The sequence below is a fragment of the Schumannella luteola genome (assembly GCF_013408685.1).
GTDB classification, from domain to species: domain Bacteria; phylum Actinomycetota; class Actinomycetes; order Actinomycetales; family Microbacteriaceae; genus Schumannella; species Schumannella luteola.
In genome coordinates, this window is record NZ_JACBZY010000001.1 from 117,209 (window position 1) to 129,562 (window position 12,354).

General features: G+C 70.8%; 10 protein-coding genes. 2 read left to right on the forward strand and 8 right to left on the reverse strand.

The window, feature by feature from the left end:
• Window positions 1-145: 145 nt before the first annotated feature.
• The 8 genes from BJ979_RS00570 to BJ979_RS00605 form a co-directional block, all read right to left on the reverse strand.
• Window positions 146-1,642: an FGGY family carbohydrate kinase gene (locus BJ979_RS00570; RefSeq protein ID WP_179564188.1), complete on the reverse strand. Its 1,497-nt coding sequence runs from the start codon at window positions 1,640-1,642 to the stop codon at window positions 146-148.
• Window positions 1,643-1,745: 103 nt separating this feature from the next.
• Complete coding sequence (locus BJ979_RS18015) at window positions 1,746-3,191, reverse strand: FGGY-family carbohydrate kinase (protein ID WP_179564190.1); 1,446 nt, start codon at window positions 3,189-3,191, stop codon at window positions 1,746-1,748.
• Window positions 3,192-3,235: 44 nt separating this feature from the next.
• Window positions 3,236-4,075, reverse strand: coding sequence for a class II fructose-bisphosphate aldolase (locus BJ979_RS00580; protein ID WP_179564192.1), 840 nt, complete (start codon window positions 4,073-4,075; stop codon window positions 3,236-3,238).
• 167 nt (window positions 4,076-4,242) lie between these two features.
• Window positions 4,243-4,809 carry an SIS domain-containing protein gene (locus BJ979_RS00585; RefSeq protein WP_141164758.1) on the reverse strand — a complete coding sequence of 189 codons (567 nt, stop codon included), beginning with the start codon at window positions 4,807-4,809 and terminating at the stop codon, window positions 4,243-4,245.
• Window positions 4,810-4,927: 118 nt separating this feature from the next.
• Window positions 4,928-5,947 (reverse strand): ABC transporter permease subunit, encoded by a 1,020-nt coding sequence (locus BJ979_RS00590; protein ID WP_218853401.1) that lies wholly within the window; start codon window positions 5,945-5,947, stop codon window positions 4,928-4,930.
• 5 nt (window positions 5,948-5,952) lie between these two features.
• Window positions 5,953-7,461, reverse strand: a complete 1,509-nt coding sequence (locus BJ979_RS00595; RefSeq protein ID WP_179564194.1) for a sugar ABC transporter ATP-binding protein — start codon at window positions 7,459-7,461, stop codon at window positions 5,953-5,955.
• A gap of 29 nt (window positions 7,462-7,490) precedes the next feature.
• Window positions 7,491-8,552: a sugar ABC transporter substrate-binding protein gene (locus BJ979_RS00600; protein ID WP_179564196.1), complete on the reverse strand. Its 1,062-nt coding sequence runs from the start codon at window positions 8,550-8,552 to the stop codon at window positions 7,491-7,493.
• 254 nt (window positions 8,553-8,806) lie between these two features.
• On the reverse strand, window positions 8,807-10,114 hold the full coding sequence (locus BJ979_RS00605; RefSeq protein WP_179564198.1) for an MFS transporter: 1,308 nt from the start codon (window positions 10,112-10,114) through the stop codon (window positions 8,807-8,809).
• A 316-nt stretch (window positions 10,115-10,430) separates the two neighbouring features.
• Here BJ979_RS00605 and BJ979_RS00610 point away from each other — a divergent pair, with 316 nt between their 5' ends.
• The gene (locus tag BJ979_RS00610) at window positions 10,431-11,066 is read left to right on the forward strand and encodes a hypothetical protein (RefSeq protein WP_179564200.1); all 636 of its coding nucleotides are present in this window, start codon (window positions 10,431-10,433) and stop codon (window positions 11,064-11,066) included.
• 126 nt (window positions 11,067-11,192) lie between these two features.
• On the forward strand, window positions 11,193-12,275 hold the full coding sequence (locus BJ979_RS00615) for a trans-sulfuration enzyme family protein (RefSeq protein WP_179564202.1): 1,083 nt from the start codon (window positions 11,193-11,195) through the stop codon (window positions 12,273-12,275).
• The last annotated feature ends 79 nt before the right edge of the window (window positions 12,276-12,354 follow it).

Below are 12,354 nucleotides of genomic sequence, written 5' to 3' on the forward strand. Positions count from 1 at the left end.
AGCGGAGGCGCGGGGCGGATGCGCGGGGTCGGATCGGGCGGCCGCTCGGCGGAGGTGCGCCGCCGGGCCGCGCTCCCCGAAGAGCGGGCCCGACGGCGCGGGGATCCCCCGGGCGCGCTCCCCCGAAGGAGCGGCCCGGCGGAGGTCAGGCGGCCGGCGATCCCGCCGTCACGCTCGCGGCGCCCGTGGCGGGCCCGTCGGCGGGGGCTGCCAGCACATCCACGTAGCCGAGCGCGGTCTTCGCCGCCTCGTATTGCGCGCCGACCTGCGGCTCGAACGGCACGGCCGCGAGCTCGTCGACGGCGACCCGCCAGGCGGGGAAGGCGCCTTCGGCCGCGGCGGCGGCCTGCATCGCGGCGCCCATCGTCACGTACTCATCGGGTGCGGGCACGGCGACGGGGATGTCGACCAGCTCGCCGAGGATCGCCTGCACCGCCGGGCTCTGCGCCGCCCCGCCGATGAGCAGCAGACGGTTCGTCGGCACGTCGCAGGCGTGCAGGGCATCCAGCATCGCGACCTGGCTCGCGAGCGTACCCTCGATGACCGAGCGGGCGAAGTTCTCGCGGGTGAAGTTGGCGAGGGATGCGCCGTGCAGCGAGCCACGCGCGTGCGGCAGGTCGGGGGTGCGCTCGCCCTCGAAGTACGGCAGCAGGGTCAGCCCGCCGGCGCCGGGCGCGGCGGCGAGTGCGAGGTCGCTGAGCTCGTCGAAGGTGCAGCCGAGCAGGCTCGTCGCGAGCTCGAAGTTGCGTGCCGCGTTGAGGGTGGCGACGAGCGGCAGGTGGTCGCCGGTCGCATCCGCGTAGCTGCAGACGTAGCCGGCGTAGTCGTGCACCGGGCGGGCGGCGCGGGCGTAGACGACGCCCGAGGTGCCGAGCGAGAGCACGGCCTCGCCGGGCTGCAGGCCGAGCGCGAGCGACGCGGCGGCGTTGTCGCCGCTGCCGATGCCGACGGGGATGCCCGCCGGGATGCCGGGGATGCCCGCACCGGTCACGCCGGCGCGGTCGAGCGGGCCGAGCACGCGCGGCAGGATCGCCGTGCGGCCGAGGGCGTGCTCGAAGAGATCCATCGTGTACTCGTCGGTCTCGGGCGACCAGTAGCCGGTGCCGCTCGCCTCCGAGCGGTCGGTGACGAGCTCGTCGAGGCCGGCGCGCCCCGATCCGGGGCCGAAGCCGCGCAGCCGCCAGGTCAGCCAGTCGTGCACGATCGCGACCGCGGCGGTGCGCGCGACGGCCTCGGGGTGCAGGTCGCGCATGTAGCGCAGCTTCGGCGCCGTGTCGGAGAGCGTGAGCGGCAGTCCGGTGCGGCGGATCCACTCGTCGCGCCCCAGCTCGGCGTTGAGCGCCATCATGTGCGGGTGCGAGCCGGTGTCGTTCCACTGAGGCGAATCGGCGACGACCTCGCCCGTCTCGTCGAGGAAGATCGGCGTGTGCTGCTGGCCGCTCACCGAGACGGCGATCACGTCATCCAGCCCGCCGGCGCGGCGCACGGCCGTGAGCAGCGCATCCCACCAGCGGTTCGGGTCGATGATCGTGCCGGAGGGGTGCGAGGCCTTGCCCTCGCGCACGGCGGCGCCGGTGTCGAGGTCGCGCACGGTGACCTTGCAGTTCTGGGTGGAGGAGTCGATCCCCGCGACGAGCTTCATCGCTCGGTCTCCGTTCGTGTCGTGCAGTGGTGGGTCAGAGCGCAGTGGGGCAGAGCACCATGGGGCAGAGCGCTCCGAGGCGCAGCGTCGGTCGGATGCGCGCTCATGCGGGCAGCGCCTTCAGGTGCTCCCAGACGGGCCGCGCGGCGTCGGCCCAGGCGGTGAGCGCGGCGTGACGCGCGGCATCCGCCGGCACGTCGACGGGGTCGCAGTCGTCCCACGCGCCGGTCTCGCCCGAGGCGAGCAGCTGCGCGCCGCGCGAGACGACCTCGTGGTGGCTCGAGACGCTGAGCGGAACGCCGAGCAGATCGGCCTTGAGCTGCAGCCAGAGCGGGTTGCGGCTGGCGGGGCCGATCACCTTCACCCGGTCGGGCTGGATGCGGAACAGCTCGAGCACGTCGGCGAACTGCCACGCCATGCCGAGGAAGGCGCCGAAGACGAGCTCGGCGCGGGTGGTGTCGGTGGAGAGCCCGGCGATCGCGCCACGGGCCCGCGGGTTCTTCGCGGGGCTGGGGCTGCCGCGGAACTGCGGCAGCACGAGCGGTACGCGGTCGAGGTCGATGCGGCCGGCGACCCACTCGGCGTGCAGCTCGTCGCAGAGCGCGGCGAGGGATGTCGCATCCATTCCGAGCATCGACTGCAGCGTCGCGAAGGCCGAGCCGCCGGTCGGGATCGAGGCGAAGAGCGTGAAGTCGTCGCCCGTCACGCCGATGCCGTTCGCGAGCTTCGAGCGCTCGGCGTGCTCGTCGACGGTCGGCTCGTCGCGCAGGAACAGCAGCCCCTCGGTCGTGCCGGTCGAGTTGAGCAGCTCGCCGTGCGCGAGCTCGGCGCCGACCGCGCCGACCATGTGGTCGTGCCCGGCGACGTGCACCATGACGCCCGGTCCGAGGCCGAAGCCGCGGGCGCACGCGGGGCGCATCGGCACGCCGTCGCCCGCGCGCCGCAGCTCCGGCAGCACCTCGACGTGCACGCCGAGCAATCCCGCGACATCCTGCGACCAGGAGGCGGTCGCCAGGTCGAGCGCGAGGGTGCGGCTGGCGAGCGAGTACTCCGACCAGCGCACGCCCGTGAGCCGGGCGGCGATGTACTCGGCGATGTTGAGCCACTGGGCTCCGCGCGCGGCGGGGCCGGCGGCGCGCAGCGCCCAGGCGATCTTCGACAGCCCGTAGTTGCCGCTCACCGGCAGGCCGGTCGTGCGGTAGGCGCGGGTGCGGTCCATCGCATCCAGCCCCGCCAGCAGCGGCAGGCCGCGCTGGTCGTGCCAGAGGATCATCGGCGAGGCGAGGGAGATGTCGGGCAGAACGAGTCCGCCCGACTCCCCCACGCCGGTGATCGCCACGCGCTCGACCGCGGCACGCTGGTCGGCGTCGAGACCGTGGATGAAGTCGCCGATCATCGTCGCCATCGCGTCGAGGTCGTAGACCTCGCCGTCGGCGTCGCGCACGGTCGGGGTGGGCTGCGAGGTCGAGACCGTCGCCACCCCCTCGGGATCGAAGAGCCCGAGCTTCACACTGGTGGTGCCGACGTCGACCGCGATCGTGGTGAGCACGGCGATCCTGTCCTTCTGGTTCTGCGGCTGGTGGGTTCTGCGGCTTACGCCACGGAGGGGTTGAACTGGCGGATGCGGCGCTCGACGACCTCCGAGATCGCGACGACCGCGCCCTTCGAGACCCGGATCAGCGAGTTCTCGTTGTTGTTGGCGTTGTAGGCCTCGCCGAAGCTGCGGATCATCGCGTTGCGCAGGTCGCTGGCGATGTTGACCTTGACGACGCCGAACTCGTGCAGGCGGCCGAACTCCTCCGCCGGCAGGCCCGATCCGCCGTGGATGCACAGCGGCACGGGGCTCGCGTGGCGCACCTCGTCGAGCAGGTCGAAGTCGATGTGCGCGTTGGGGGCGTAGCCGTGCACGTTGCCGACGGAGACGGCGAGGATGTCGTTGCCCACGGCATCCACGAAGGCCTTCGCCTCGCCCGGCTGGGTCATACTGGCGCGCTCGGGGGCGACGTCGTCCTCCTTGCCGCCGATGCTGCCGAGCTCGGCCTCGAGCGCGATGCCGGGGCCGCAGAGCGAGCGGGCGATCTTCGAGGTGGCGACGTTGTCGTCGAAGGAGGCCTCGGAGTCGTCGATCATGATCGACGTGAAGTCGGCGGCGAGCGCCTTCTCGACGGCGTCGATCGACTTGCCGTGGTCGAGGTGCAGCGCGACGGGCACCTTCGTGTCCTTCAGGCGGCGGGCGACCATGTCGTAGATGTACTCGTAGCCCGAGAGCGCGACGTTGGTGGGGGCGACCTGGATGAAGGTCGGCACGCCGACCTTCTCGATGGCGTCGACGATGCCCATGGTCGTCTCGATGTTGGTGGTGTTGAACGCTCCCGCGACGAGACCGCGCGAGACGCACTCGTTCACGACCTCGATTCCGCTGACCAGAGGCATGGGGGTCCTTTCGCTGTGGGATCGCCGCTCGCGGCGCTTCGGGCTAACTGTACCGTCTGTACGTACAAGACGTACGACAAGAGATCTGGGGATCGCCCGCCGGCGACGGGTGGTGAGCGCGCGTGATGAGCCGCGCGCCGCCGCCGACGGGCGAGAGGGTGCGCCGCTTACTCGAAGTTGCGGTGGCGGGCGACCAGATCCTCGAACTTCGCGCCGGTGCGCTGAACGAGCTGGAAGTAGAGCACGTCCCAGAAGATCCAGAGCGACTGCTCGAACAGGCTGCCCATGGGCTGGATCGTCGGCACGAGACCGCTCGGGTCGTCGGCGCCGTAGGTGTGCGCGGGGATCGTGAGCACGATGTCGGCGAGCTTCGCGGTCGGGCCGTCGGGCACCGCGGTCGCGACCAGCAGCGTCGCGCCCGTCTTCTTCACCTGCTCGGCGATGTAGTGCAGGTGCGGGATGTTCGACGGGCCCGTCGGCATGATGAACAGGTCGTCGGCCGTCACTGCCGGCGTCGTGTCATCCCAGCCCCAGTGCACGGTCTTGCCGAAGTGGGTCAGGCGCATCGCGAAGGCCTTCGAGCCGAGGCCCTCGCGGCCGATGCCGAGCACGAAGATGCGCTGGTGCTTCTCGAGCGCGTCGAGCGCGGCCTCGATCTGGTCGAGCGGCACGCGGCGGAACACCTCGCCGAGCTCGGCGACGACGGCGGCGCTGGTCTCACGGAAGTCGGACATGCTGTCCTCCCTTTCAGTTCTGGCGGTTCAGTTCGTTCTGGTCTTGAGGAGCGCCCACGGCCTGAGCTCGGCGTGGGCACGGTGGGCCGGCGGCGCGCGGCAGCGCCGACCCACCGGGTCAGGTTCGGCTCGGGCGGGCGCCGAAACGGCCGACGAAGAGCGCGAGCAGGATGACTCCGCCGTAGACCGCGTTGATCCAGAAGGTCGGCACGCCCGCGAGGGTGAGCACGTTCGTCAGGGTCCCGAGCAGCAGCACACCCAGCAGCGCGCCGACGATGCGGCCCTGACCACCGGTCAGCTGCACTCCGCCGATCACGGCAGCGGCGAGCGCGCTGAAGATCAGGTTCTGACCCATTCCGCTCGTGACCGAGGCGAGGCGCCCGGCGAGCATCAGGCCGGCGAAGGAAGCCAAGGTGCTGGCGACGATGAAGGTGGTGATGAGCACCGCATCCACCCGGATGCCCGCGGCACGGGCAGCGTCGGCGTTGCCGCCGATGGCGTACAGCGCGCGACCCCAGGCGGTGTAGCGCAGCACGAGCGCGGCGATCACGAACAGGATTCCGGTGACCCAGATCGCGGCCGGGACGCCGAACCAGCGGGCCGAGCCGATGTAGCGGAAGGCGTCGGGCAGCCCTGCGAGTGTCTTGCCCTGGCTGACGCCGAGCGTGATGCCGCGCAGCAGGATCAGCATCGCGAGACTGACGATGAAGGGATCGAGTTTCACCTTCACCACGAGCAGGCCGTTGAAGAGGCCGATGAGCGCGCCGATCACGAGCGTGAGCAGGATCGCCACGAAAGGGTTGATCATCGTGCCGAGTCCGCCCATCGCGGCCGGGATCAGCAGCCAGGCGGCGACCATCGGCGCCAGGCCGACGGTCGACTCGAGCGAGATGTCGAGCTTGCCGGTCAGCAGGATGAAGGTCAGGCCGATCACGACGATGCCGAGCTCGGCCGACTGACGCAGGATCAGCGTGAGGTTCGGCGCCGTGAGGAACGCCGGGCTCACGATCGCGCCGATGACGGCGACGATGATCAGGCCGGGCAGGACGCTGAGCTCGCGCACGTTGCGCACGACGGATCCGAGGAACGGACTGCGCCCTGACGGGACGGTGATGACGGTGGTGCGTGCGCTGTTCACGGGGTTCACTCCAGGCCTTCGATGGCTCGAACGATGTCTTCTTCGGTGGGTTCGGCGAGCTCGGCCGCGATGCGGCCCTCGCGCATGATGAGGACGCGCGAGCTGACGAGCAGCTCCTCGACGTCGTCGGAGATGAGCACGACGGCGACACCGTCGGCGAGGGCGCGCAGGATGAGCGCGTAGATCGCGTCCTTCGCGGCGATGTCGACGCCGGCGGTCGGTGAGATCAGCACGAGCACGCGCGGATCGCGGGCGAGCGCGCGGGCGAGCACGACCTTCTGCTGGTTGCCGCCGCTGAGACCGGAGACCGCGAGGGCGGGGTTCGGCGGAACGAGCGCGACGTCCTGGATGAGGGTGCGCGACATCTCGTTCTGCTTGCGCGGCGAGAAGAAGCCCGCCGGCGCGAGCCGGTCCATGACGCCCATGGTCATGTTCTCGGCGACGCTGAGCTGGGGCACGTAGCCGTCCTTATGACGGTCGGCGGGCACGAAGCCGACGCCCGCCTTCTGACTGGCCTTGACCTTGCCGGTGGGGATGACCTCGCCGTCGGCGAGCACCGATCCCGAGCCGAGTCGGCGCAGACCGGCGATGGCCTCGCCGACCGAGTACTTGCCCGATCCGCCGACGCCGCCGATGGCGACGAGCTCGCCCGGCGCGACGCGGAACGACACGTCCGTGAACGCGCCGCCCTTCTCGGTGGCCGAGCGCAGCTCGAGCGCCGGCGCCGTGTCGGTCGCCGTCGCGGCAGCGCTCTCGACCCGGTGGCGTCGCTGCTCCTGGCCCGCGAGCAGGGCCTCCACCAGGTCGTCGGACTTCACGTCGTCGCCGGTGCGCGACCAGAGCAGCTTGCCGTCGCGCAGCACGCTGGCGGAGTCGCAGATCGCCGTGACCTCGCGCAGGAAGTGCGAGACGAAGACGAAAGTGACGCCGTCCTGCTGCAGCTCCTGCACCTTGTCGAAGAGCCGGCGGATTGCCGAGCCCTCGAGCTGCACCGTGGGCTCGTCGAGCAGCACGATGCGGGTGCCGGCGTCGAGCGCCTTCGCGATCGTGAGCATCTGGCGTTCCTCGATCGGGGCATCCGACAGCAGCGAGCGCGGGTCGAGGTCGATGCGCCACTCGGCGAGGATGCGCTCCGCCTCGTTCTGCATCGTGCGCCACGACACCGACGGCCCGTTGCCGGGCAGGCGCCCGGCGAACAGGTTCTCGGCGATCGTGAGGTTCGTGAACACCGAGGGGCGCTGGTAGACGCAGGCGACGCGCTGCTGCCAGGCCTTGGCGTCGGCGGCGGGCGGCGCATCCTCGCCGAAGAAGCGCACGGCTCCCGTGTCGGGCGTCTCGAGCCCGGTGATCATGCGCAGCAGCGTGGACTTTCCGGCGCCGTTGCGCCCGATCAGCCCGTGCACCTGGCCCGGGAGGATCGAGACGGAGACGTCCTGCAGCGCCTTCGTCGCACCGTAGGTCTTGCTGACGCGATCGATCTGGATCGCGGGCACGGTGGTGGATGGGGTCGTCATGACGTCTCCGTCTCGCTTCCGGTCGGAGGTTACTTCGAGGCGCCGAAGGCCTCGAGGGCGAACTTCTTGTTGCCCCAGAGCTCCGGGTCCTCGACGTTGTCCTTAGTCACGACGGGCGTCGGGAGCAGGTCGACGAGGTTGCCCTTGCGCTTCTCGATGACGCTGCCGTGGTCGGTCTTGCCTTCCTTGAACTTCTCGCCCTTGATCGCGCGAACGAGGTAGTCGGCGCCGTAGTCGATGTAGTCGGTCATCGGCTGCGCGACGGCGGCGTCGAGGTAGCCGTCGCGGATGGCCGTCATCGCCATCGGGCTCGCATCGACGGAGACCTGCACGATGTGGCCCTCCTCGCCGACCGGCACGAGCTTGCCGAGCGACTTGAGCGTGTCGAGGATCGTCGGGAAGAAGGTCGCGTCGCTCTGGTTGTAGATGCCCGCGATGTTGTCGTACTGGTTGAGCGCCGTCTCGATGCCGGTCGCGGCCTTGGCCGGGTCCCACTCGGTGGCGACGTTGACGAGCTTCACGTCGGGGTACTTCTTCTTCATGCAATCGTTGAAGCCGTTGGTGCGGTCACGGCCGTTGGAGGTGACGGGGTCGCCGTCGAGGGTGATCACGGCCGATCCGGCCTTGACGCGCTTGCCCATCTCCTCGCAGGCGAGCTCGCCCATGTGCACGTTGTCGGCGCGCACGATCATCGCGATGTTGCCCGAGGCGGGCGCCTCGTCGATCGCGACGATCGGCACGTTCTGGTCGTTCGCGTACTCGATCGCGGGAACGATCGCGTCGGCGTCGCCGACGGAGATCACGAGGCCCTTGGCGCCCTTGTTGATGAGCGTCTGGATGTCGGTGATCTGCTGCGCGGGGTCGCGGTCGGCGTTGGTCGCCGGGATCGTCGCGTAGCCGAGCTTCTTGAAGCGCTCCATCGAGCCGACGTTCTCGGCGTTCTGGAACGGGTCGGTGTGCGGCTGGGAGTAGCTCAGCTGGGTGTCGGCCGGCTTGGCGTCGCCGCCGGCGGCGGCTCCCGTCGAGCAGCCGGCCAGCAGGAGAGCGCCGACGCCCAGGACTGCCGCCCCCGTGATTGCCGTGATTCGCATTGCAGACTTCCTCTCTGAAGTAGCAAGACACGTACGCGATCTCCGTTGAGCCGGCAACACCGCGCGGTCTGTACGTCTTGTCCGTACAGAAAGTACAGCATCTGCACATCCGTGCAAGACAGGCAGTGCGGTCTACCCCAGTTCGTGACCGAACCGTGGCCGAGCAGCCGCCGGAAATGCAGAACGTCCGGCGGTCGCGCCACACGACCGCCGGACGTTCCGGCCTTGCTTCAGGGCGTCGGACGCCCGGGTTCTCACGCCGAGGTGAGGTCCTTCACGACCGGCGCGCCGAGGCGCTTGGCCTGGCCCGGGTCCTGGTCGGTGCGCAGTACCAGGGTGACGATCGCGCCGACCACGTAGAGGCCCGCGAACACCCAGATGAGCGCCGTGATGTTCGCCACGCCGCCGAGCAGGGCGACGAGCGCCGGGCCGACGAAGGCCGAGAGGCCAGCGGCGAGGGTGTAGACGGCGAGGGCGCTGCCCCGGTCCTCGACCTTGACCATCGAGGGCACGAGGGCGGTCAGCGGCACGAAGCCGGCCAGGCCGATGCCGAAGACGGCCCAGCAGATCACGGTGACCCAGAAGTTCGGTCCGATCGCGAGCGGCACGTAGTAGAGCGCCAGCACGCCGACGGCGCACATGACGCAGCCGAACCAGGTGACCGTGCGCTTCCAGCCGAAGCGGTCGCCGATGATGCCGAAGAACAGGTTCGCGAAGATGTTCGCGGTGTAGACGATCGTCACGATCAGCAGGTAGTTCTCCTGCGTGAAGCCGACCTGCTTGACGAAGAAGAACGGCGCGACCACGAAGAGCGCGAAGTTCGGCGTCGTGTTCACGAGGCGCACGAAGGCGCCGGCCGCGACGCGCTTGTCGCGCCAGAGGATCGTGAGGCCCTTCGCGAGCTCCGACATCGCCCCGGCCGAATCCGGCTGGGTCGGGCCGGCGTGACGCAGGTCGCGCACGCCGAAGAAGGCGATCAGCAGACCGGCGGCGACGATGACCGTCGCGAGCCAGAAGGTGCCCGTCTCGCCGATGTGCGGGATCGTCCAGCTGGCGACGAGCGAGCCGATCGTGGGCAGGCCGGCGCCGAAGACGAACCAGAACCATCCGACGCTCGAACCGCGCTGGTGCGCCGGCGTCGCCGTGTTCAGCCACACCAGGAAGGCGTAGGCGAAGAAGGGGTACCCGATGCCGCGCAGGGCGTAGGCGACGATCGCGAGCCAGGTCACGTGCGCGCCGATGCCGACCGCGAGGAACACGATCTCGAGCACGACCCAGGCGATGCCGCCGATCAGCATGACGCGGCGCGGGCCGAGGATGCTCGACAGGGTTCCGGCGAACCACGACCCGATCGCGACGAAGATGCCGTAGAGGCTGATCGTGATGGCGGCCGCGTTCTCGGAGAGCCCCGGCTGCTCGGCCAGGAACGTCGAGAGGTAGTTCGACTCGACGCCGTCGCCGATCATGAACAGCAGCACGCCGACGAAGCCGAGGAACAGCGGCGCCGGGATCCCCACCCGGTCGAGGAGTCGCGCGGCAGCGTTGCCCGAGCGCTCGGTCATGAAGCATCTCCCTTGATTGCGAGGAAACCGCATCCTTGTACGGCTTGTACGTACAGACTACACATGCCGGTCAAAGCGGATGCGCACGCGGCCGACGGAGGATCATCCCCCGACCGGCACCTCGCCACCAAGCCCGCGATCGGGGCACGACAGCGCGGTCTGGTACCGGCGCGTCGGCGCTTCGAGGGGCGGGCTCGACGGACGACCGCGACAGCCGTCGATGCGGCACCGGGTCTCGAAGGAGTATCGTGCGACCGGTGCGCCCTCTCGCGTGCGCGACCCGATATTTCCTCGCCCGAACGCAGAAGCAGGTGACGTGAGCTCTTCGACCTTCGCGATCGTCGCGCGCCTCGACGCCGACCGCGCCGACGCCGACGACCTGACCACCGCCCAGCGCATCGTGCGCGACGTGGTCGACTACATGGTCGCGCTCGGCGCCCGCTTCGACACGGTCGCCCGAGCCGAGGCCGGAGTGCCGGCGGATGCGGCGACCGCCTCGGTCGATCACGTCACCCCGGCGAGCACCTCCCCCGCCACCGGCGCCCACCGCTTCGAGATCGACGCGAGCGGCGACCGCGCCCGCTTCCTCGCGATCGGCATGGTGGAGCTGTCGTCGGCGCTCAGCACCGCCGGCGCCCGCGTGCGCGGCCTCATCGAGCGTCACCGCTGGCAGCCCGACGACGACGGTCGCGACGTGATCGCGCCGATCATGGAGGCGCTGCAGCGCCTCGGCGCGACCATCGCGAGCGACACCGCTTCGGCGGACGCAACCCCCGGTTCAGTCGGCGGTGCCGGCACCGCCGCGGTCCCGGTCGTGAGCGGCACCGCCGCATCCACCGCCGACCGCTCGTGGATGCCCGACCTCGACCTCGTGCCCGTGCAGTCGCTGCTCGAGGCCGTGCGTCGTCGCCTCGACCTCACCTCGCTCAGCTGGGTGCGCCCGGCCTACTGAGCCCGTCTCGACCCGTCGAGCCGCGATACCCCGCGCGGCGGCCGCAGGCGTCGGCGAGCCACGACCGCCGAAGCGGACCGCTCCCCGTGTACGGCGCGACGCCCGCGAGGTGCCAGAGTTGACCCGATGAGCACCTCAGCCGCCGAACCCCTGCACCCCGCCACCGCCGCCGTCGTGGCCGGGCGCCCCGAGCCGGTCGCCGACGCGCCGCTCAACACCCCCGTCGTCTTCGCCTCGACCTTCGTCGGGGGCGGCGACCTCGAGTACGGCCGCTTCGGCAACCCGACCTGGACGGCGCTCGAAGACGCCATCGGCGCTCTCGAGGGCGGCGACGCGCTCGTCTTCGCCTCGGGCATGGCCGCCACCAACGCGGTGCTCGCGACCCTGCCGGTCGGCACCAAGGTCGTCGCCCCGACGCACGCCTACCTCGGCTCGCTCACGCAGCTCGACGAGGGTCAGGAGCGCGGCGCGCTGACCCGGGTCTACGTCGACATCTCCGACACGGATGCGGTGATCGCCGAGCTCGACGACGCCTCCGTGCTCTGGATCGAGTCGCCCACCAACCCCGCCCTCGAGGTCGCCGACCTGGCGACGCTGCTCGCCGCCGCCCACGCGAAGGGCGTGCTGACCGTCGTCGACAACACCTTCGCGACGCCGATCCTGCAGCGTCCGCTCGAGCTCGGCGCCGACGTGGTGCTGCACTCGGCCACCAAGTTCCTCTCCGGCCACAGCGACGCCGTGCTCGGCGCGCTTGTCGTGCGCGACGCCGAGCTGAAGGCGAAGCTCGTGAGCCGCCGCACCATCCTCGGTGCGACGGCCGGCCCGATGGAGGTCTACCTCGTGCTGCGCGGCCTGCGCACGCTGGCGCTGCGCGTCGAGCGCGCGTCGGAGAACGCGGCCGCCCTCGTCTCGCGACTCGCGAGCCACCCTGCGCTGACCGAGCTGCGCTACCCGGGCTTCGGCGCGATCATCGCCCCGGTCTTCGCGGATTCCGCGACCGCCGAGCGCTTCGTCGCCGCCGCACGCCTGGCCCGCTTCGCGACCAGCCTCGGCGGAGTCGAGACCACCCTCGAGCGCCGCCGCCGCTGGTCGGGCGAGGTCGCGACGATCCCCGAGGGGCTCGTGCGCATCTCGGTCGGCATCGAGCACATCGACGACCTCGCGGCCGACCTGACGCGGGCGCTCGACGCGGCGGCCGCCGGGGCCTGACCCCCTGCGCTGCACCCTGCGCGGCGCTCCCCGCGACGCGACTCCGCCCCGCATGCTCCCCGAGTTGCCCACTTCGGTC